The 19,722-nt window shown below is 73.7% G+C and carries 26 protein-coding genes; 9 read left to right on the top strand and 17 right to left on the bottom strand.

The features are described 5' to 3' along the window. Positions 1-46 precede the first annotated feature (46 nt). From FJ658_RS10105 to FJ658_RS10100, 3 genes are all read right to left on the bottom strand, one after another. Positions 47-775, bottom strand: a complete 729-nt coding sequence (locus FJ658_RS10105) for a GntR family transcriptional regulator (protein WP_141145250.1) — start codon at positions 773-775, stop codon at positions 47-49. 46 nt (positions 776-821) lie between these two features. Further along, a complete protein-coding gene (locus FJ658_RS16855; protein ID WP_255447666.1) occupies positions 822-944 on the bottom strand; it encodes a hypothetical protein in 123 nt (40 codons plus the stop codon). A 90-nt stretch (positions 945-1,034) separates the two neighbouring features. Beyond that, positions 1,035-1,580, bottom strand: coding sequence for a MarR family winged helix-turn-helix transcriptional regulator (locus tag FJ658_RS10100; RefSeq protein WP_141145249.1), 546 nt, complete (start codon positions 1,578-1,580; stop codon positions 1,035-1,037). Between the two features lie 54 nt (positions 1,581-1,634). Here FJ658_RS10100 and FJ658_RS10095 point away from each other — a divergent pair, with 54 nt between their 5' ends. After that, positions 1,635-2,249 carry an isochorismatase family cysteine hydrolase gene (locus tag FJ658_RS10095; RefSeq protein WP_141145248.1) on the top strand — a complete coding sequence of 205 codons (615 nt, stop codon included), beginning with the start codon at positions 1,635-1,637 and terminating at the stop codon, positions 2,247-2,249. Further along, positions 2,246-3,919 carry an MFS transporter gene (locus FJ658_RS10090; RefSeq protein WP_219995756.1) on the top strand — a complete coding sequence of 558 codons (1,674 nt, stop codon included), beginning with the start codon at positions 2,246-2,248 and terminating at the stop codon, positions 3,917-3,919. The genes FJ658_RS10095 and FJ658_RS10090 overlap by 4 nt, the downstream gene beginning before the upstream one ends. Positions 3,920-3,937: 18 nt before the next feature. On the opposite strand, the gene FJ658_RS10085 is transcribed toward FJ658_RS10090, so the two are convergent. Then, complete coding sequence (locus FJ658_RS10085) at positions 3,938-5,332, bottom strand: aminotransferase class V-fold PLP-dependent enzyme (RefSeq protein ID WP_141145247.1); 1,395 nt, start codon at positions 5,330-5,332, stop codon at positions 3,938-3,940. Next, positions 5,329-5,976: a TetR/AcrR family transcriptional regulator gene (locus FJ658_RS10080; protein ID WP_141145246.1), complete on the bottom strand. Its 648-nt coding sequence runs from the start codon at positions 5,974-5,976 to the stop codon at positions 5,329-5,331. Before FJ658_RS10080 ends, FJ658_RS10085 begins: the two co-directional genes overlap by 4 nt. Positions 5,977-6,076: 100 nt before the next feature. Between FJ658_RS10080 and FJ658_RS10075 the strand changes: the two genes are divergently transcribed. Together FJ658_RS10075 and FJ658_RS10070 are read left to right on the top strand one after the other, a co-directional pair. Beyond that, entirely contained in the window at positions 6,077-7,168 is a 1,092-nt protein-coding gene (locus FJ658_RS10075; RefSeq protein WP_141145245.1) for an agmatine/peptidylarginine deiminase, read from the top strand. Beyond that, positions 7,165-8,916 (top strand): amidase, encoded by a 1,752-nt coding sequence (locus tag FJ658_RS10070; protein WP_141145244.1) that lies wholly within the window; start codon positions 7,165-7,167, stop codon positions 8,914-8,916. Before FJ658_RS10075 ends, FJ658_RS10070 begins: the two co-directional genes overlap by 4 nt. A gap of 27 nt (positions 8,917-8,943) precedes the next feature. Here the strand turns inward: FJ658_RS10070 and FJ658_RS10065 are convergent, their stop codons facing one another. From FJ658_RS10065 to FJ658_RS10040, 6 genes are all read right to left on the bottom strand, one after another. Continuing rightward, positions 8,944-9,795 carry a family 16 glycosylhydrolase gene (locus tag FJ658_RS10065; protein WP_141145243.1) on the bottom strand — a complete coding sequence of 284 codons (852 nt, stop codon included), beginning with the start codon at positions 9,793-9,795 and terminating at the stop codon, positions 8,944-8,946. 244 nt (positions 9,796-10,039) lie between these two features. Continuing rightward, positions 10,040-10,630, bottom strand: a complete 591-nt coding sequence (locus tag FJ658_RS10060; protein ID WP_141145242.1) for a hypothetical protein — start codon at positions 10,628-10,630, stop codon at positions 10,040-10,042. Next, positions 10,627-11,235 (bottom strand): hypothetical protein, encoded by a 609-nt coding sequence (locus FJ658_RS10055; protein WP_141145241.1) that lies wholly within the window; start codon positions 11,233-11,235, stop codon positions 10,627-10,629. Before FJ658_RS10055 ends, FJ658_RS10060 begins: the two co-directional genes overlap by 4 nt. Beyond that, positions 11,232-11,567: a hypothetical protein gene (locus FJ658_RS10050; RefSeq protein ID WP_141145240.1), complete on the bottom strand. Its 336-nt coding sequence runs from the start codon at positions 11,565-11,567 to the stop codon at positions 11,232-11,234. Before FJ658_RS10050 ends, FJ658_RS10055 begins: the two co-directional genes overlap by 4 nt. Positions 11,568-11,698: 131 nt before the next feature. After that, the gene (locus tag FJ658_RS10045; protein WP_141145239.1) at positions 11,699-11,887 is read right to left on the bottom strand and encodes a hypothetical protein; all 189 of its coding nucleotides are present in this window, start codon (positions 11,885-11,887) and stop codon (positions 11,699-11,701) included. Beyond that, positions 11,884-12,306: an Asp23/Gls24 family envelope stress response protein gene (locus FJ658_RS10040; protein ID WP_141145238.1), complete on the bottom strand. Its 423-nt coding sequence runs from the start codon at positions 12,304-12,306 to the stop codon at positions 11,884-11,886. Before FJ658_RS10040 ends, FJ658_RS10045 begins: the two co-directional genes overlap by 4 nt. Positions 12,307-12,488: 182 nt before the next feature. Between FJ658_RS10040 and FJ658_RS10035 the strand changes: the two genes are divergently transcribed. The 4 genes from FJ658_RS10035 to FJ658_RS10020 are packed head-to-tail and all read left to right on the top strand — an operon-like array spanning position 12,489 to position 14,581. After that, entirely contained in the window at positions 12,489-13,040 is a 552-nt protein-coding gene (locus FJ658_RS10035) for an RNA polymerase sigma factor (RefSeq protein WP_141145237.1), read from the top strand. After that, entirely contained in the window at positions 13,037-13,684 is a 648-nt protein-coding gene (locus FJ658_RS10030; protein WP_141145236.1) for an Asp23/Gls24 family envelope stress response protein, read from the top strand. Before FJ658_RS10035 ends, FJ658_RS10030 begins: the two co-directional genes overlap by 4 nt. Next, entirely contained in the window at positions 13,681-14,001 is a 321-nt protein-coding gene (locus FJ658_RS10025; RefSeq protein ID WP_141145235.1) for a hypothetical protein, read from the top strand. The genes FJ658_RS10030 and FJ658_RS10025 overlap by 4 nt, the downstream gene beginning before the upstream one ends. 19 nt (positions 14,002-14,020) lie before the next feature. Then, complete coding sequence (locus tag FJ658_RS10020) at positions 14,021-14,581, top strand: 2'-5' RNA ligase family protein (protein ID WP_141145234.1); 561 nt, start codon at positions 14,021-14,023, stop codon at positions 14,579-14,581. 52 nt (positions 14,582-14,633) lie between these two features. Here FJ658_RS10020 and FJ658_RS10015 read toward each other — a convergent pair whose 3' ends face one another. The 5 genes from FJ658_RS10015 to FJ658_RS09995 all read right to left on the bottom strand — a co-directional run bounded on the left by FJ658_RS10015 (position 14,634) and on the right by FJ658_RS09995 (position 17,167). After that, positions 14,634-14,954 carry a multidrug efflux SMR transporter gene (locus FJ658_RS10015; RefSeq protein WP_141145233.1) on the bottom strand — a complete coding sequence of 107 codons (321 nt, stop codon included), beginning with the start codon at positions 14,952-14,954 and terminating at the stop codon, positions 14,634-14,636. Further along, positions 14,951-15,379, bottom strand: coding sequence for a multidrug efflux SMR transporter (locus tag FJ658_RS10010; RefSeq protein ID WP_255447664.1), 429 nt, complete (start codon positions 15,377-15,379; stop codon positions 14,951-14,953). Before FJ658_RS10010 ends, FJ658_RS10015 begins: the two co-directional genes overlap by 4 nt. Further along, positions 15,376-15,774: a VOC family protein gene (locus FJ658_RS10005; RefSeq protein WP_141145232.1), complete on the bottom strand. Its 399-nt coding sequence runs from the start codon at positions 15,772-15,774 to the stop codon at positions 15,376-15,378. The genes FJ658_RS10010 and FJ658_RS10005 overlap by 4 nt, the downstream gene beginning before the upstream one ends. 62 nt (positions 15,775-15,836) lie before the next feature. Continuing rightward, positions 15,837-16,682: a TIGR03620 family F420-dependent LLM class oxidoreductase gene (locus FJ658_RS10000; protein ID WP_141145231.1), complete on the bottom strand. Its 846-nt coding sequence runs from the start codon at positions 16,680-16,682 to the stop codon at positions 15,837-15,839. After that, positions 16,682-17,167 (bottom strand): RimK/LysX family protein, encoded by a 486-nt coding sequence (locus FJ658_RS09995; protein ID WP_255447663.1) that lies wholly within the window; start codon positions 17,165-17,167, stop codon positions 16,682-16,684. The genes FJ658_RS10000 and FJ658_RS09995 overlap by 1 nt, the downstream gene beginning before the upstream one ends. Before the next feature lie 121 nt (positions 17,168-17,288). On the opposite strand from FJ658_RS09995, the gene FJ658_RS09990 reads away from it, so the two are divergent. Continuing rightward, on the top strand, positions 17,289-18,488 hold the full coding sequence (locus FJ658_RS09990) for a RimK family alpha-L-glutamate ligase (protein ID WP_141145229.1): 1,200 nt from the start codon (positions 17,289-17,291) through the stop codon (positions 18,486-18,488). A 10-nt stretch (positions 18,489-18,498) separates the two neighbouring features. On the opposite strand, the gene FJ658_RS09985 is transcribed toward FJ658_RS09990, so the two are convergent. Then, on the bottom strand, positions 18,499-19,434 hold the full coding sequence (locus FJ658_RS09985) for an isoprenylcysteine carboxylmethyltransferase family protein (protein ID WP_141145228.1): 936 nt from the start codon (positions 19,432-19,434) through the stop codon (positions 18,499-18,501). Between the last annotated feature and the right edge of the window lie 288 nt (positions 19,435-19,722).

Genomic DNA, 19,722 nt, shown 5'->3' with positions numbered 1-19,722 from the left:
GGAACCCCCGACGCCCAGGTTCGGCGCGAGTCGAGGGCGGCCGCGCTCAGGATGCGGGCGACAGCGTCGCGGCCTGCTCGGCCCGCAGGTGCGACAGCGCCGTGATCGCGGCGGTGCGCACGTGCACGGCGCACAGCGCCGACGCCGACTCCGCGTCGCGGCGGCCGATCGCATCCACGATGCCGCGCAGCTCGCGCACGACCTCCATAGGCCGCCCCTTCTCCGACAGCGACGTCGCGCGCAGCACCTGCACCCGCGCCTGGATGCTCTCGAGCAGCTGCTGCAGCGCGGCGCTGCCGGCGCCCTCGACGAGCACGACATAGAAGTCGTCTTTCGCCATCAGCAGCTCGCGGATCGTGGTCTGGTCGGTCGTCACCTCGGCGAGCTCGTCGACCGTCGCGGTCAGGCGTGCGACCTGCTCGTCGCTCGCCCGCTCGACGAAGCGCCGCACGATGAGCGACTCGAGCCCGGCACGCACCTCGTAGAGGTCCTCCGCCTCGGCGAGCGACGGCGTCGCGACGACCGCGCCCTTCTGCGGCACCACGGTGACGAGGCCCTCGGTCGCCAGCTCGCGGATGGCGTCGCGCACGGTCGTGCGCGAGACGCCGAGCCACTCGATCAGCTCGCGCTCGACCAGGCGCTGCCCGGGCTGCAGCTCGAACTCGCGGATCGCCTGGCGCAGACGGCCGATGACCTGCTCGCGCAGCGGCGCGGCGACACGGCCGACCGGCGCGATCAGGCCGGAGATCGCGATCGAGTTGGCGGGGGTGCTCATGAACGGCTCGCTTCGGGTTCCGGGGGTTGCGTCAATCTAACGCTCCTCACGCATCCGCACCGGGAGCGTCGCCGCGCATCTCGGTGATGACCTTCTCGGCCACCCGGAACGACTCCAGCGCGGCAGGAACGCCGACGTAGATCGCCGTCTGCGGGCCTCCTGCCGACAATTGGCGACCGATCGATCCGATCGCGGGCCCGGCTCCGTGCACGACGCCAGGCGCACGGCGCACACCGCGCGACGCAGCGCAGGGAGGGGCTCAGACCTCGGCGAGCTCGCGCAGGATGCGCGCCGAGCGCTCGAGCGCCGCGCGGTCGGCGGGGTCGAGCTCGGCGATGAGCCGGTCGAACCAGGCGTGCCGCTTCTCGCGGTCGCTCGCCGCGATCGCGGCCCCAGCATCCGTCGGCACGATCCGCACCCGACGACGGTCGACCCGGTCGGGCTCGCGCACGACGTAGCCGAGTTTCTCGAGCCGGTTCACGGTCTGGCTGATGGTCGAGAGCGCGACCCGGTCGCGGTCGGCGAGCTCGCTCAGCGTCAGCGGACCGGCTGCCGTGATCGCCGCGAGCACCTCGGTCGCGCTCTCGCCGAGCTCGCCCTGCGCGCGCAGGCTGCGGAAGCGGCGGTAGATCGCGGCGATGCTGCGCCGCAGGTCCTGGCCGAGCTCGCGGCCCGCGCGGTCGGCGAGGTCCGCGCGATCGGCGGGGTCGGCGGGGTCGGCAGGGTCGGCGGTCGTACCGGCGAACGCCTCATCGGCGCCGCCGTCGGGGCCGGTCGGGGATGCCGGACTTGCTTCGCGCTCCATGGATGCTTAGCATAACGAAGTAATTTGATTCGTATACCTAAGGATCTGCTCCGGATGCCCGCCACCGCACTCGACCCCGTCACCGCCCTCGTCGCCATCGACCTGCAGAAGGGCATCGTCGGACCGCCGATGGCGCATCCCGTCGAGCAGGTCGTGGGCAACACGGTCGCGCTGGCCGACGCCTTCCGGGCGCGGGAGCTGCCGGTCGTGCTCGTGAACGTCGCCGGCGGACCGGGCGTGCGCACGGACCGCAGCGCCGCGATGGCCGCCGCGGCCGGCACCGGCGCCGGGGCCGCCATGGGCGGGGCCGGGCCGCGCGAGTTCCCCGCCGACTTCGCCGAGCTGCTGCCCGAGCTGGGGGCGAGCGACGCCGACATCCTCGTCACCAAGCGCGCCGTCAGCGCCTTCGCCGGCACCGGCCTCGAGGCGCGACTGCGTGAGCGCAGCGTCACGCAGATCGTGCTGACCGGCGTCGCCACGAGCGCCGGCGTCGAGTCGACCGCCCGCGCCGCCTCCGACCTCGGCTTCCACGTGACCGTCGCGACCGACGCCTGCAGCGACCGCTCCCCCGTCGAGCACGACTTCAGCGCCACGACCGCCCTGACCCGCTTCGCGGAGACCGGCACGACCGCCGAGGTGCTCGCGCTGCTGCCCGAGCTCGCCCGATGAGCGCCCGCCGCACCGACGCGACCGCGGCACCCGCCACCGCATCCACGCCCGCGACCTCCGAACGCAATTCAGCACCGATCACGGCCGACGACCCGACCGGGTCGGGAGTCGCGGATGCTGCTGAGTTGCGATCCGACACCACGGTCGGCGACCCTGCGACGCCCGCCGCCCCGCGTCCCGCACCCGCACCCGCAACGCCGACCGCGATGACCGCCGCGGAGCCCGAAGGCGTCGCCCGCCGACTGTACGCGCCGCTCATCATCGGCACGATCCTCAACCCGATCAACTCCTCGATCGTGGCCGTCGCGCTCGTGCCGATCGCGGCCGCGTTCGGGGTGCCCGCATCCCAGGCCGCCTGGCTCGTCTCGGGGCTCTACCTGGCGACGAGCATCGGCCAGCCGCTCGCCGGACGCCTCGTGGATGCGCTCGGCGCCAAGCCCGTCTTCCTCGTCGGCGCGGCCCTGACGATGGCGGCCGGAGTGCTCGGCGCGCTCGCTCCCGGCTTCGGCTGGCTCATCGCGGCGCGTGTCGTGCTGGGGCTCGGCACCTGCGCCGGCTACCCCGCCTCGATGTCGATCGTGCGCGGCAGCACCACCGACCCGACCGCGAAGAGCACCCGCAGTCTGCTGACGATCCTTGCGGTCGCGACCCAGACGGTCGCCGTGATCGGCCCGACGCTCGGCGGACTGCTCATCGGCGGCGCCGGCTGGCGCGCGGTCTTCGCGATCAACGTGCCGCTCGGGCTGGCGAGCCTGTTGCTGGGTGGGCTGTTCCTGCCGAGCTCGCGTCGCACATCCACGACCGCCGCGCCGTCCACCGCCGCCACGACCGCCGCGCCGCCCACGGCCGCCACAGCGACGATCGTCAGCCCGGCGACCCCCCGCCGCCGCGTGCGCCTCGACCTGCCCGGCCTCGCGTTGTTCACGCTCGCGCTCGTGCCGCTGCTCGTCGTGATCATGGAGCCCGCCGCCGGATTCACGTGGATGCTCGCCATCGCCGTCACGGCCGCGATCGGGTTCACCGTGCGCGAGCTGCGCACGCATGAGCCCTTCATCGACCTGCGCATGATCGCCGGCAACCGCGCGCTGCTCGGAACCTACGTGCGGGCGACGCTCATGGCGCTCGTCAGCTACACCTTCCTCTACGGCTTCACCCAGTGGCTCGAGCACGCCCGCGGCCTCGCGCCCGCGACCGCCGGACTGGTGCTGCTGCCGACCTTCGCGATCGCGATCGTCATCTCGGCGCTCACCGGTCGCATCGCGCGGCTGCGCCCGAAGCTCGCGATCGCCGCCGCCGCGCAGCTCGCGACCTGCGTCATCCTGCTGCTGGTCGGCGACCGCACTCCCCTGTGGATGCTGGTCGGCGCCGCCGTCGTCATGGGCGTCTCGCAGGGGCTCGGCAATGTCACGAACCAGCAGGCGCTCATCGCGGTCGCCCCGGCCGCGCAGATGGGATCGGCGGCGGGGCTGATGCGCACCTTCTTCTACCTCGGAGCGATCCTGTCGGGCGCATCCACAGCCCTGCTGTTCGGCGAGGCCGCCGACACCGACGGACTGCACCGGGTCGCGATCGTGTCGCTCGTGGCGAGCGCGCTGTTCCTGCTGCTCTCGCTCGTCGACCGGTCGCTGCGGCATCGCCCCGCAGTCGCCGGCGCCCCGGTCGCGAGCTGACCCGCAGCCGGACCCGCCTCACTCCATCGAGTCGAGGATCTCCACCAGCAGCTCGTAGGTCGTCATCGGGTTGATGATCGCGAAGCGCACGACCGGCTCGCCCGCGTGCGAGCTGGGCACGACGAAGCCGATCTGGTCGTCGAGCAGCTTCTGCGACCAGCGGTCGTAGTCGGCGAGCGTCCAGCCGTCGCGGCGGAACACGACGACCGACAGCTGCGGGTCGCGCACGAGCGAGAAACCGGGGCGCGCCGCGATCTCGTCGGCGATGCGGCGGGCGAGGTGGATGCCGTAGTCGATGGCCTCGCGGTAGCGCTCGGTTCCGTGGGTGGCGAGCGAGAACCAGAGCGGCAGGCCGCGGGCGCGGCGGGTGAGCTGGATGCCGAGGTCCGAGGGGTTCCAGTCGGCGGCCTCGGTGAGCGTGTCGAGGTACTCGGCGTGCTGCGTGTGCGCGCGGAACGCGACGGTCGGGTCGCGGTAGATCAGCGCGCAGGCGTCGAAGGGCGCGAACAACCACTTGTGCGGGTCGACGATGACCGAGTCGGCGAGCTCGACACCGGCGAAGGTCGGGCGCATCCGCTCGACGAGCATGGCGGCGAGACCGTAGGCGCCGTCGATGTGCAGCCAGACGCCGCGCTCGTGGGTGACGGCGGCGATCGAGGCGATGTCGTCGACGATGCCGAAGTTGGTGGTGCCGCCGGTCGCGACGACGGCGAAGACGGCATCCCCGTGCTCGTCGAGTGCGGCCGCGACGGCGTCGCCGTGCAGGCGACCGTCGGCGCCGGTGGGCACGCCGACGATCTGCACGTCCATCACGTCGGCGGCCGAGGCGATCGAGGAGTGCGCCTCGGCGCTGCACACGACGATCCAGCGCGACGGACGCTCGCGGCCCTCGTCGGCGAAGCGGCGTCGCGCGACGTCGCGCGCGGTGACGAGCGCCGAGAGGTTGCCGATCGTGCCGCCCTGCATGAACACGCCGCCGGCGCCCTGCGGCAGGCCGAACTCGGCGGCCAGCCAGTGCAGCACCTCGTTCTCGGCATAGACGGCGCCCGAGCCCTCGACCCACGAGCCGCCGTAGACCGACGACGCCGACACGATCACGTCGAAGGCGCTCGCCGCCTTGCTCGGGGCGGAGGGGATGAAGGAGAGGTAGCCCGGATGGTCGGTCGTGAGACAGGCGGGGGCGAGGATGTTCTCGAACACCGCCGTGGCGCGCCGCGCGCCGATGCCGCCGGGGGTGACGGTGCGGCCCGCGAGCCGCTCGAGGTCGCGCGGGCGCAGGGCCTGGTCGAGCGGGATGTCGGTCGCGAGCGCCCGGCGCCGCGCGTAGTCGAGCACCTCGTCGACGGTATCGGCGGTCTCGGGCAGCACCGCGTGCATCCGGGCCTCGGGGCGCGAGGTCGTGGGGTCGGTCATGCGGTCTCCTCGGTGGTGATGGGGGATGCGATCGCCGCGGTCTCCGCCCCGAGCAGCGCCGCGACGACGCGCAGGGTCATGTCGCGGCGGTCGGGGGCGTCGTGCCAGCGCACGAGGGAATGGGCGTTGAGTCCGTCGATCATGGCGAGCAGGTGCCAGGCGGCGGCGTGCGCGTCGTCGACGACGAAGGCGCCGGCGTCGACGCCGTCGGAGATGAGCTCGACGATCATGGTGTGCCAGGCATCCATCTGCTCGCGCACGGCGGCGGCGAGCGCCGCGTTCGCCGGACCGAGCGCCCAGCCCTGCACCCAGACCAGCGTGACGTCGTCGCGCCCGCCGTGCAGCACGGTGTCGACGAGGGCGCCGATGCGTCGGGCGACCGCCGGCTCGCGGCGCACGAGGGCGTGCACCTCGGCGAGCTCGTCGGCGACGATCGCGGAGAAGGTCGCGGCGACCAGGTCGTCCATGCCGGTGACGTAGTGGGCGACGAGTCCGGGCACGACGCCCGCCCGCGCCGCGACCGCGCGCAGGGTCAGCGCGGCGAGGCCCTGCTCGAGCGCGAGCTCTCGGGCGGCGCGCTCGATCTCGTCGCGGCGCTCGGCGGGCGACTTGCGGGTGCGGGGTGCGGTGGGTGTTGACGTCATCGTTGTCCTGTCCGTACTCTGCCGCATATTGATCATTCGATCAATAGCCGAGAGCCCCCGCTCGAGCAGCCGCGAGGGATCAGCCGCGAAGGAGCCGACGATGACCTGGCGCATGCCGAGCGAGACCCACCCGCACGAGCGCAGCTGGATGGCGTTCCCCCGCGAGGGCGAGACCCTGGGCGAGACGACCACCGAGCGCGAGGAGTGCTACGCCGCCTGGACCGCCGTCGGCCGTGCGATCGCCGAGTTCGAGCCGCTCACCATGGTCGTCGACCCCACCGAGACGGCCCGCGCCGAGCGGATGCTGGGCGGCACGATCACCCGCGTCGAGGCGCCGCTCGACGAGTTCTGGATGCGCGACTTCGGCCCGACCTTCGTGCTCGACCCCGAGCGCCCCGGCGTGCTCGGCGCGGTCGACTGGGTCTTCAACGGCTGGGGTGCGAACGAGTGGGCCGAGTGGGAGAAGGCCGACCGCATCGCGCGGTTCATCGCCGAGTCCGTGAGTGCCGAGCTCGTCGACTCCGACCTCGTGAACGAGGGCGGCGGCATCCACGTCGACGGCGAGGGCACGGTGCTGCTGACCGAGACCGTGCAGCTCGACCCGCGCCGCAACCCGCACGCCACCCGAGCGAGCGTCGAGGCCGAGATGGCGCGCACGATCGGCGCCACCGCCCCGATCTGGCTGCCGCGCGGGCTCACCCGCGACTACGACCACTTCGGCACCAACGGGCACGTCGACATCGTCGCGACGATCCCCTCGCCCGGTCGGCTGCTGCTGCACGAGCAGCGCGACGCGGCGCATCCCGACCACGGGGTCAGCGGCGTGCTGCGCGCGCTGCTGAGCGAGCAGCGGGATGCCGCGGGTCGCCGCTTCGAGATCGTCGACCTGCCCGCGCCGGCCACCACGCACGACACCGACGGCCTCGTCGACTGGAGCTACGTGAACCACTACGTGGTCAACGGCGGCGTCATCGCCTGCGGCTTCGGCGAGGCGAAGGCCGACGCCGACGCGCGCGCGATCCTCGCCGACGCCTACCCCGGCCGCGAGGTCGTGACCGTGGATGCGCGGCCGATCTTCGCGCGCGGCGGCGGCATCCACTGCATCACGCAGCAGCAGCCGCTGACGGCGACGAACGCGGCCGCCGAGGCCACGGGCTCCGAGGCCACCGGCGCCGGGAGCAGCGCCCGATGATCGACGTCGTCGAGGCGTCGATCGCCGAGCTGCGCGCCGCGCTCGAGAGCGGGGCGAGCACGTCGGTCGAGCTCGTGGAGGCGTACCTCGCGCGCATCGACGCCTACGACGGAGCCGACACCGCGACCGCCCTCAACGCCGTCGTCGTGCGCAACCCCGCCGCGCGCGCGGAGGCCGAGGCCTCGGATGCGCGGCGCGCCGCGGGTGCCGCGCTCGGCCCGCTCGACGGCATCCCGTACACGGCGAAGGACAGCTACCTCGTCGCCGGCCTCACCGCCGCGGCCGGCTCCCCCGCCTTCGCCGATCTCGTGGCCCAGCGCGACGCCTTCACGATCGAGCGCCTGCGCGGCGCCGGCGCGATCTGCCTGGGGCTGACGAACATGCCCCCGATGGCGAACGGAGGCATGCAGCGCGGCGTCTACGGCCGGGCCGAGAGCCCGTACAGCGCCGACTGGCTGACGGCGCCGTTCGGGTCGGGCTCGTCGAACGGCTCGGGAACGGCGACCGCGGCGAGCTTCGCGGCCTTCGGGCTCGGCGAGGAGACCTGGTCGAGCGGACGCGGTCCCGCATCCAGCAACGCCCTCTGCGCGTACACGCCCTCGCGCGGCGTCATCTCGACGCGCGGCAACTGGCCGCTCGTGCCGACCATGGACGTCGTCGTGCCGCACACCCGCACCATGGCCGACCTGCTCGAGGTGCTCGACGTGATCGTCGCCGACGACCCGGAGACCCGCGGCGACCTGTGGCGCGCGCAGCCGTGGATCGAGATCCCCGCGGCGAGCGCCGTGCGCCCGCCGTCGTACGTCGCGCTCGGCGTGGCGTCGCCCGGCCCGGGCCCGCTCGCCGGCGCCCGCATCGGCATCCCGAGCATGTACCTGGGCAGCGACCCGCTGGCCGGCACGGCCGAGAACCCGGGCATCGGCGGGCCTACCGGGCAGCGCATCGAGACCCGGCCGTCGATCGTCGCGCTCTGGCAGGCGGCCCGCCGCGACCTCGAGGCGGCCGGTGCGACCGTGGTCGACACCGACTTCCCGGTCGTGTCGAACTACGAGGGCGATCGGCCCGGTGCGCCGACCATCGCGACGCGCGGCCTCGTGAGCCCCGAGTACCTGCGCCGCGAGATCGTCGACCTCTCGGCGTGGGGGTGGCAGGACTTCCTGCAGGCCAACGGCGACCCGGCGCTCGACTCGCTCGCCGGGGTCGACGGCGCCCGGGTCTTCCCGCATCCCGAGGGCGCCCTGCCCGACCGGTACACGGGATTCGACGACGACATCGCCGACTACCCCGAGTGGGTGCGCGCGCATCCCGAGGTCACGTCGTTCCTCGACATCCCCGAGCTCGAAGCCGGGATGCGCGGCCTCGAGCAGACCCGCCGCGACGACCTCGAGGCGTGGCTCGACGAGCAGCGTCTCGACGCGATCGTGTTCCCCGCGGTGAGCGACGTCGGCCCGGCCGACATGGACGTCGACCCGGCGTCGGCCGATCTCGGCTGGCGCAACGGCGTCTGGGTCGCGAACGGCAACCTGGCGATCCGCCACCTCGGCATCCCGACCGTCACGGTGCCGATGGGCACGATGGCCGACATCGGCATGCCGGTGGGATTGACCTTCGCCGGCCGCGCCTATGACGACACGCGCCTGCTGCGTCTCGCCGCCGCCTTCGAGGCGACCGGTGCGACAGCCGGTGCGACCGGGGAGACGACGACGGGGTCCCGGCGGGACGAACCCACCAGGACCCCGCGCCTCTGACTCGGTCAGATCAGCGAACGACGCCGATCAGCTGGAGTACACCCGCACGTAGTCGACCTTCATCGACTGCGGGAACTGCGTCGAGCCGTCGGGGTTGCCGGGCCAGTTGCCGCCCACCGCGACGTTCAGGATGATGAAGAACGGCTTGTCGAAGACCCACGGGTTGCCGTTGGTGTCGGCGGTCGTGCGCTCGGAGTAGACGTTGCCGTCGACCGACCACGCGATGCGTCCCGGAGACCAGTCGACCGCGAAGGTGTGGAAGTCGTCGGCGAACGACCAGCCCTGCGGGTGCTGGTAGGTGCTGGTCGGTCCGGCGGCGCCCGAGTAGCCGGGGCCGTGGATGGTGCCGTGCACGCGGTGCGGCTCGTAGCCGACGTTCTCCATGATGTCGATCTCGCCCGAGCCCGGCCACGGGTTGCTGCCGATGTCGCCGCCGAGCATCCAGAAGGCCGGCCAGATGCCCTGACCGCGCGGGATCTGGATGCGCGCCTCGACCCGGCCGTACTGCGGCTGGTACTTGCCGGCCGTCGTCAGGCGCGCCGAGGTGTACGAGCCGTCGCCCTCCTGGCGGGCCGTGATGACGAGGTTGCCGTTGCCGTCGAGCTGCGAGTTCGCGCGCGAGTCGGTGTAGTTCTGCAGCTCGTTGTTGCCCCAGCCGCCCCCGCCGGTCTCGAGGTTCCACACCGAGCTGTCGGGCGCCGAGCCGGCGGCCCCGTCGAAGTCCTGAGACCAGACGAGGGTGTCGGCCTTCGCTGCCGGAGCGGCTGCGGTGTTCGCGATGCCGGAGGTCGCCCCGACGGCGAGCACGGCGACTCCCGCGAGGGCGAACAGGGCTGGCCGACTGCGCCGAATCGCGGTCGGTCGTGCTGAGCGGATCATGTCGATTCCTTGTCTGCGGCTCTCCCCAGAGCCGCGATCGGAGTCGACGACCGCGACCGTCGAGGGTCGCGGCGCCGAGCCGGACGCCATCGTCCGGTGCTCTCGACTGTAACCACTTCGGGGGGCATGGCGGATGGAGCAGTCAGGGGTGAATCGATGAAATCCCTGTTCAGAAGCTTGTTGCAAAAAGCCTGAACGTTCGTCCCGCGCGGCTCTCGCGGAAACGGAGCCGCGGCGGAGCCAACTACTCAGCGCGCTGCTCGCGCGCGAGCTGCGCGCGCAGGCCGGTCACCAGGCGCACGACGACCGGCAGCTCGATGCCGAGCGCCGCATCCAGGTCGGCGATGGATGCGCGCACCGCCGCCGCGAGCGCCGGCAGGTCGGCGTGGCGCCGGGTGCGCACCGTGACGCGCAGCGCGGTGCGTCCGCGCAGGCGATAGGCGTTCGCGTCGACGCCGAGCACCGAGGGGACCGCATCCAGCTGGGCGCCGAGCAGCTCGCGCACCGTGCGGATGTCGATCTCGACACCGGCGTCGATCGGGTCGCCGCCGACGCCGCGCGCGACATCGGCCGTGCCGCCGCGCCCGCGCGAGACCGCCCACGACAAGGCCAGCACGACGAGCAGCAGCGCGACCGCGGCGACCGCGCCGAGCACGAGCGGCTGCTCGGCGCCCCGGCGCAGCGTCGTCGCGCCGAGCCCGAGGTCGGCCGGCGACAGCAGTCCCGGCACGAGGCGCGCCGCGACCGGCCACGCCGCGACGGCGGCGAGGGCGAGCAGCGTGAGCCCCGCCAGCGCGAGCAGCACGCGGTTGAGCGTGCGGTTGCTGCGGGTCATCGCGCGATCACCCCGCTCGCGGCGACCGCGACGCGGGCGCGGGCCGCGGGCGCGAGATCGAGCCCGCGCACGTAGTCCGCCGAGTCGGCCTCGAGCTCGGCCGCGACGAGGGGATGCCCGCTCGTCGGCCGCACGCGGGTGGCGAGCACCCGGCGGCCGACGGCCGTACGCACCTGCTCGGCGGCGACACCGCTCGTGCGGGCGACGTGCCGTGACACGGCGCTCGCCAGCACGTCGTCGTCGACGAGGAGGACGGTGCGCGCATCCCGGAGCCGGTGCCGCGGGCGACGTGCCGGCACGAGGGCGGCGATGAGCGCGATCAGGCCCAGCACGGCGAGCGCACCGGCGGCGACGAGGAGGGCGAGCGTCGCGAAGTCGTCGCCGTCGACGGCGAGCCCGCTCGTGACGCCCGCCGCGATCCAGCCGTCGACGGCGTCGGCCGGCGAGAGCAGCAGCGGCGGTAGCCCGGCCAGGGCGAGCACGCACTCGGTGCCGATCGACGCTGCGACCAGCGCGAGCACGATCAAGCCGAGCGACGCGGCGACCGAGCGCGAGCGGTTCAGCTCGCGGCGCGCCAGCAGGTCGCGGAAGCGCTGCGGGGTCATCGCACCCTCCGGGTGGTCGGGATGGTGTTCGAGGCGGGAATCGGGGTGGTGCTCGCGGCGCCGCTCGCGAGTCCGCTGATGCGCACGCGGATCGCGCCGAGCTGCACACCGGCGAGACGCGCGCCCTCGGCAGCGAGTCCCTCGCGCGTGCGGCGCCCGACCTCGATCAGGGTCTCGCCCGACGTGCCGGGGCGCGCGGGACCGGTCACCGCCACGGCGAGGCGGCCGCGATCGTCGTGGATGCGCGCATCCACGTCACCGGCTCGGCTGCCGAGCTGCTCGGCCGCCACCGCCGCGAGCACACCGCGCAGGGCGCGTTCGGCCACGGTCACGCGGCCGGGGATGGGCGAACGCGAGCCCACCACCCCGACTGCGGCCGAGTCGTGCCTTGCGGAATCGGGTGCGGCAGGGTCCGACGTCGACGTGGTCGAGGCGGGAACCGGGGAGCCGCCGCTCACCGGCGTCATCCGACCCGGCGCCCGCGCGCCGCATCGACGGCCGCGCGCAGGTCGAGGCGTCCGGTCACGGCCGCGCCGACGACGGCGCCGACCGCACCGAGCACGACCACGAGCACGACGCCCCAGAACCCGAACGCGAGTCCGGCAAAGGCGACGATCACCCCCGCCGCACCGCCGACGACCCAGCCGTTCACTGGACGCGCGCCGGCGACTCGGCGGTCTCGGCGGGCTCCTCGCCGGGCACGTGCACGTCGGTCACGATCACGTTGATCTCGGCGACCTGCATGCCGATCAGTCCGGTGATGGCATCCGCGACGGCCGCGCGCACGCCCTCGGCGACGGTCTGCAGCGGCTGCGGGTACTCGACGACGATCGTCACGTCGGCGGCGACCTCGGTCTCGCCCACCTCGACCTTGACGCCCTGCGTCAGGTCGGTGCTGCCGAGCGCATCGCGCACGTTGCCGATGATGCGGGCGGCGCCGCCGCCGAGCGCGTGAACGCCGGGCACCTCGCGGGCGGCGATGCCGGCGATCTTGGCGACGACCGGGTCGACGATCGTGTTCTTGCCCTGCGGGGCGGTGGGAGCGGGGATGGGGGTTCCGGCCTGGGCCATGAGGGGTCTCCTTCATCGGGTGGTTCATCGGATGCGCCGGCTCGGGGGTCCGTGTCGGCGTCGTCACGGATGAGACGCGGCGGGAGCCGCATTCGTCACGCGGGCTTTGCTGGCAGATTCCTGAGCGCGACGCCGACGGCGTGACGGATGCCAGAATCTGATGCCGTGCAGGGAGTCGAGCGGTGAGCGGCCTCGACTCCGCCGCTGATGCGCTGCTCGCTCAGCGCGCCGCGGACGGCGACGAGCTCGCCTTCGCGGTTCTCGTGCGCCGGCACGCGAGCTACCTGCGGGCCTTCGCGCTGCGGCTGACCCGCTCGGGAGCCGACGCCGACGACGCGGTGCAGGATGCGCTCATCACCGCCTGGGACAAGCTGCCCGAGCTGCGCGACCCCCGTCAGGTGCGCGGCTGGCTGGCGACGATCGTCGCGCGCAAGGCGACCGACCGCATCCGGGCCCGCCGCGTCGCGGACGACATCGACGACCACGAGCCGGCCGCGACCGCGAGCGGCCCCGAGGAGCGGGCCGAGCTGTCGCAGCAGATGCGCGAGCTGACCGCCGCGCTCGACGAGCTGCCCGATGAGGTGCGCATCACCTGGACGCTGCGCGAGGTGTCGGGCGCGAGCTACGACGAGATCGCCGCGCGGCTCGACGTGCCCGTGTCGACCGTGCGCGGGCGACTCGCGCGAGCCCGGGCGCACCTGCTCGAGCGCATGATGGAGTGGAGGCGATCATGACCGAGACGAACGGCATCGGCGACTCCGGCTACGACCTGGAGGCGCTGTCGGCCTACGCCGACCGCGGGCGCACGCCGGCGATCGCGGCGATCGACGCCGACCCCGAGTGCCTCGCGGTGCTCGACTCGATCGAGCGGCTCGGCACGCTCACCCGCGAGCTCGTCGCCGATGACGCCGAGCGGATGCCGCCGCCCGACGAGAACTGGATCCGCGCGCTGCTGGAGTCGATCACCCGCGAGGTGCGCGCCGGCCGCGACATCCCCTTCCCCGAGAGCGACGACACGGCGCGCTTCGTCGTGACCGAGGGCGCCGTGCGTCAGCTGCTGCGCGAGGCCGGGGATGCGGTGCCGGGCGTTCTTGTCGGACGGGTCGGGCTGCGCGTGACCGCCGCGCCGGGGGCCGGCGACGACGGCTCGGGCACGACCGAGGCCACGCCCGCCCTCGACCGCGCCGACGTCGACGTGAGGATCAGCGTCGCGCACGGCACCCCGCTCGCGGCGGCGGCCGACGCCGTGCGCGCAGCGGCGAGCGCCGCGCTGCTGCGGTCGACACCGCTCGAGCCGGGCGCGATCGACGTCACGATCGACGACATCCACCTTCCCGACATCGCGGCCGACCCCGCCGCCGAGGAGGAGCGCGCATGAGCGATCCGGCCCAGCTCGCCGCGACCGCCGCCCGCATCGACGACGCGGTGGCCGCCGTGCCCGGCGTGATGCGCCTGTTCCCCGCCGACTCGGCGGCGCAGCGGGCGCTCGCCCAGGTCGCCGACCGCGAGACCCCGCTGCCGAACGCGGCCGTGCGCGGCGACGTGGTCGAGTTGAGCATCGGCGTCGATGCGGTCGCGTCGGCCCGCGAGGTGCTCGCCGCCGTGACCGAGGCCGTGCGGGCCGTCGCCGGCCCGGACGCGCGGGTGCGTATCCGCATCGCCCGGCTCGCGGCCGGCGCGGCCGACGCCGTCTGAGCGGGAGCGGACCGATCCCGTGGTGCAGAGCCTCGAGCTGACCCTGGATGCGCGGCTCGACGCCGCCGTGCGCTCCGAGTGGGCCGCGCTCGCCGAGGCCGGGCTGCCGAGTCAGGCGCAGCACACCGGTGCCAGCAACCGGCCGCACGTGACGCTGCTGGTGCGCGATGCGCTGCCGTCGGCGGGTGCGGCGGTCGAGGGGGTCAGCTCGATCGCCGCCGCGCGTCTGCCCCTGGCGCTCGAACTCGGGGCGCCCGTGCTGTTCGGCGCCGGCGAGCGGCGCGTGCTCGCGCGACTCGTGGTGCCGAGCGCCGAGCTGCTGGCGCTGCACGCGGAGCTGCACGCGGGCGTCGGCCCCGGCGCCGTCGCTGACGCTGACGGGGCGGGCGCCGATGCGCCGCACTCGCGCCCGGGCGACTGGACGCCCCATGTGACGCTCGCGCGGCGCATCCCGCTGGCCCGTCTGGGCGAGGCGCTGGCGGTGCTCGACGCGATCGACCCGGCGCCGGAACTGCGCGGCACAGCAGACGCGCTGCGGCACTGGGACGGCGTCGCCCGCGTCGTCACACCGTTCGGCTGAGCCCGACCCGGAGTGGCATCGCGGACGGTGCGCCGCGCATCCGCCGACGCGCTCAGTGCTCGGCGCCGAGCTCCACGAGCAGCACGCCGCCGATGATCAGCGCGACGCCGAGTCCCATGAGCCAGGTGAAGGGCTCCTTGAACAGGATGCGGCCGGCGATCGCCGTCAGCGCGACCCCGACGGCGGTCCAGATGCCGTAGGCGACGCCGACGGTCATGCCCGACTGCAGGGTGAGCGAGAGCAGGGCGAAGGCGAGCAGGTAGGCCACGACGACGGGCGGGATCCAGCGGCGGCCGTGGTGCGCGGCCATGCGCAGCGCGAGCGTCCCGCTGACCTCGAACAGGATCGCGCCGGCGAGCAGCAGGAAGCTCACTCGGCGACCTCCGCGACCCCCGCGGCCTCCGCGGTTCCGGCCGCCCGCTCCCGCGCCGCCCGCGCGCGCTCGGCCCGCTGCGACCCGAGTTCGACGACGAGCACGCCCGCGATGATCAGCACGATGCCGATGAGCATCGTCGGAGTCAGCGGATCGCCGAACAGCGCGGCGCTCAGCGCCGCGGTCAGCGCGACGCCCGAGGCGCCCCAGAGCCCGTAGGCGACGCCGAGCGGAACGCCCCGCCGCAGCACCTGCGGCAGCAGCGTGAACGCGCCGACGTAGCCGGCCGCGACGAGCGCGAACCAGCCGGGATGCCTCTGCGCCGCGCTCAGCGCGAGCGTCGCCGACACCTCGCACACGACCGCCGCGGCGAGCAGCAGCCAGGGCAGCGCACGAGATGGGACGCGCGGCGAAACGCCGCTCACGCCGGGTCGGTCTTCGCCTGGATGAGCTGGATCAGGTTGCCGCAGGTGTCGTCGAGCACGGCGATCCAGGCCATCCCGATATCCATCGGCGGCTGGGTGAACACGACGCCGAGACCGGTGAGCCGCTCGTGCTCGGCGGCGAGGTCGTCGACCGCGAACTGGGCGAGCGGGATGCCGTCGGCCTTGAGCGCATCCCGGTACGGCTTCACGGCCGGGTGGGCGGAGGGCTCGAGCAGCAGCTCGGGGCCGTCGGGGCTCTCGGCCGACCGCACGGTCAGCCAGAAGTCGTCGCCGAGGGGCAGGTCGTGGTGCTTCTCGAAGCCCAGGATGCGCGTGTAGAAGTCGGCGGCCGCGCGCTGGTCGTCGACGAAGATGCTGGTCAGCTCGATCCTCATGCGCACATCCTGGCGCGCCCCGGTGTCATCGCGGTGATCAGACGGCGACGCCCGATGCGGCGTCAGTCGGTCAGGCCGAGCTCCGCTGCGAGCGCCGTCAGCGCCGGCACCGGGCTCTGCGCGGCCGGCAGGATCTGCACGCACACGTGGTCGGCGCCGCCGTCGAGCTGCGCGTAGACCGCCTCGGCGAGCGTCGCCACGTCGCCGTGCACGACGATCGCGTCGACCAGGGCGTCGCTGCCCGCGCCCGCGACGTCCGACTCCTCGAAGCCGCCGCGCACCATGTTGCCCGCGTAGTTCGACATCGCGAGGTAGCGCTCGAGGAACACCCGCGCGGTCGCCCGCGCCGACACCGGATCGGGGTCGAGCACGAGCGTCTGCTCCGGTGCGATCAGCGGGTCGGGGCCGAGCGCGGCGCGCGCCTCGGCCGACTGCACCGGGATCGTCAGATAGGGATGCGTGCCCGCGCTGCGCTCCGCGGCGAGCGCCAGCATCCTGGGTCCGAGCGCCGACAGCACGCGCGCATCCACCGGAACCCCGCGCTCGTCGAGCACGTCGAGATAGGCGGCCATCGCGTGGAGCGGACGCACCCGCTCGGGCGTCGCCTCGCGGTGCCCCGAGCCGATGCCGAGCAGCAGACGGCCGGGATGCCGCGCCGCGATGCGGTGCCAGGAGTCCGCCAGCTCGGCGGCGTCCGACTTCCAGATGTTCACGATGCCCGTCGCCACGACGAGCGTCGACGTGGCGTCGAGCAGTTCCTCGGCCGCGCGCAGGTCGGAGCCGGGCGAGCCGCCCAGCCAGAGCGCGCCGAAGCCGAGCCGCTCGATGTCGGCGGCGAGCGCCGCATCCACGTCGCCGACGCTGCGCCAGACGCCGACCGGTCCCATGCGCTCGGCCCAGGTCGTCATCACTTCTCCTCGAGGCCGCGGTTCTGCCGGCGGGCGCCGCGCGGAGCCTTGCCGCCGATGAACGAGGCGTCGGAGTCGACCAGGAAGCCCTGCCGCAGCGCCTCGCGCCCGATCAGCATGCGGAAGCCCATCCGGTCGCGATTGCTCAGCGTCACCTCGATCGTGACCGTTCGGCCGACCAGCACGAGCGTCATCTCGACGACGTAGCGGTGCTGCACGTGACCCGACGAGCTGCGCACGGCGCGATGGTCGGCGACCGGGCACTCGACCGCGACCTGGCCGTCGGTCGTGCGCTGCCAGGGACGGATCGTGAACCGCACCCACTCGGCGCCGTCGCGCTCGAAGGGCTCGATGTCGTAGGCGTGGATGGCCGAGGTGCGGGCGCCGGTGTCGAGCTTCGCCTTGATCCAGGGAACGCCGACATCCGGCAGCTGAACCCACTCGCGCCACCCGGCGAGGGTGTTTGAATGAGGGGATGCGTGCACAGCCCCATCCTGCCAGCGCCGCCCCGCCCGTCGCCGACGCCCTCGCCGTCGGCCGGGTGATCCCCCGACACACCGCCGCCTCCGCGCCGACCGCGCGCCCGACCTCGAACGGGATCGACCGATGAAGCTCGCCATCCTGTCGCGCGCACCCCGCGCCTACTCGACCCAGCGTCTGCGCGCCGCCGCCGAGCAGCGCGGCCACGAGGTCAAGGTGCTCAACACCCTGCGCTTCGCGATCGACCTCTCCGGCGACGAGCCCGACCTGCAGTTCCGCGGACGCCGCCTCAGCGACTACGACGCCGTGCTGCCGCGCATCGGCTCGTCGATCACCTACTTCGGCACCGCCGTCGTGCGCCAGTTCGAGCAGATGGACGTCTACACGCCCAACACCGCCAACGGCATCTCGAACGCGCGCGACAAGCTGCGGGCCACCCAGATCCTGTCGCGCCACAGCATCGGGATGCCCGCCACCACCTTCGTGCGCAACCGCGCCGACGTGCGCCCCGCGATCGAGCGGGTCGGCGGCGCCCCGGTCGTGATCAAGCTGCTCGAGGGCACCCAGGGCATCGGCGTCATCCTCGCCCCCGAGGTGAAGGTCGCCGAGGCGATCATCGAGACGCTGCACTCGACCAACCAGAACGTGCTCATCCAGCGCTTCGTGAGCGAGAGCAAGGGCCGCGACATCCGCGCGCTCGTCGTCGGCGACCGCGTCGTCGCGGCGATGCGGCGCCGGGCCGAGGGCGACGAGTTCCGCTCGAACGTGCACCGCGGCGGCTCGGTCGAGCGGGTCGAGCTCTCGCCCGAGTACGAGCAGACGGCTGTGCGCTCGGCGCAGATCATGGGCCTCAAGGTCGCCGGCGTCGACATGCTCGAGGGCGCCGACGGGCCGCTCGTGATGGAGGTCAACTCCTCGCCGGGTCTGCAGGGCATCGAGACCGCGACCCAGCTGGATGTGGCCGGCGCGATCGTCGACTACATCGGCAACCAGGTCGCCTTCCCCGAGATCGACGTGCGCCAGCGCCTCAGCGTCTCGACCGGCTACGGCGTCGCCGAGCTGCTGGTGCGCAACAACGGCGACTTCGTCGGCAAGACGATCGGCGAGTCGAGCCTGTCGGAGCGCGACATCACCGTGCTGACCCTGCACCGCGGAACCCAGGTCGTGCCGAACCCCCGCAACCGCGTCGCGCTCGAGGCCGGCGACCGGCTGCTCTGCTTCGGCAAGCTCGAGGAGATGCGCTCGATGGTGCCCGAGCGCCGTCGTCGCCGCGCCAAGGTGCGCAAGCTGCCCGCCGAGCCGCTGCCCGCGGCGACCGAGGGCTGAGCGGGCGCGCTCAGGTCGTCGACACGGTGCGTGCCGGGATGCGCGGCACCCAGCACCGCACCCGATCCCGGTAGGCGCGGAACTCGTCGCCGAAGCGCCGCTCGAGATCGGCCTCCTCGTGCGGGCGCACGGCGTAGTTCCAGATCACCGAGCCGACGACGGCATAGGCGACGACGAGCCACGAGCCGAGCACGAGTCCGACGGCCGCGCCCTGCACGATGCCGGCGACGGCCATTGGATTGCGCACGAGGCGATACGGCCCGGCGACGACGAGGTGGTTCGCCATCGCCGAGGGCAGCGGGGTGCCGCGCCCGACGATCGCCATGCTCGCCGACGACCACAGCCCGAGCGCGGCCGCGAGCACGAACACGATCGCGCCGACCACCGTGATCGCGAGCGCCGCGCTCGCCGACAGCTCGAGCGCGAGCCGCCAGCGCCGCTCCAGCGCCCGGATGACGAGCGGGCCGACCACGAGGAACAGGCCCCAGAACACGGCGATCTGCGCCGAGATCAGCGCGCCGAGCATTCGCGTCGTCGCGGTGGCGCGCGCCGGGCGGAACGCGAACGGCCCGGCGACGATCCATCGCGTCGGGATGCGCCCCCACAGCAGCAGGGCCAGCGCGAGCGCCGAGCATCCCGTCGCCGCGGCCATGATCAGCACGCCCCAGCCGGCTTCGGTCGTGACGGTCGCGAAGAGCGCCATGGCGATCGCGACGAGCGCCGTCCAGGCGGTCGCGACGATCGCGGCGGGGCGCGCCGCACGGATCGGCAGCGTCGCGGCGAGCGCCGACGCGACCACGAACAGCGGGATGTCGGCCGCGGCGACGAGGCGCGCATCCAGGGAGCCGAGGGTGAGCTCGCGCACGAGCGGGATCGTGAACACGGCCACCCACCACGCGGCCCCGGCGACGGCCTGCACGGCGAAGTACGCGCGCCCCCAGCCCATGCCCGCACGGTACCAGCGGCGCGAGCCGGATCTGCGGGGGGGGGGGGGCTTTTCGCCGACACGCCGCGCGGGGCGGCGTGAGGCACGGCGCGGCCCGCGGCACGGCGTGTCGGCAGAAACCCCTCCGCCCGGTGCTCCCGGCGCGTCGTGCGCGCTCTCGACCCGAACCATCTCAAGGAGTCGCTGTGACTCACGAGGCTGGTGAGCAACATCCGCCCCAGCAGTCACAGCAACTCCGTGAGATGGTTCGGCATCGCGCGAACCGACTCCGGCGGTATCACGACGCGG

This window comes from Schumannella sp. 10F1B-5-1 (assembly GCF_006517535.1).
GTDB lineage: Bacteria > Actinomycetota > Actinomycetes > Actinomycetales > Microbacteriaceae > Schumannella.
Note: the sequence above shows the minus strand (reverse complement) of the source record. Positions and strands in the feature narration are given on the sequence as shown.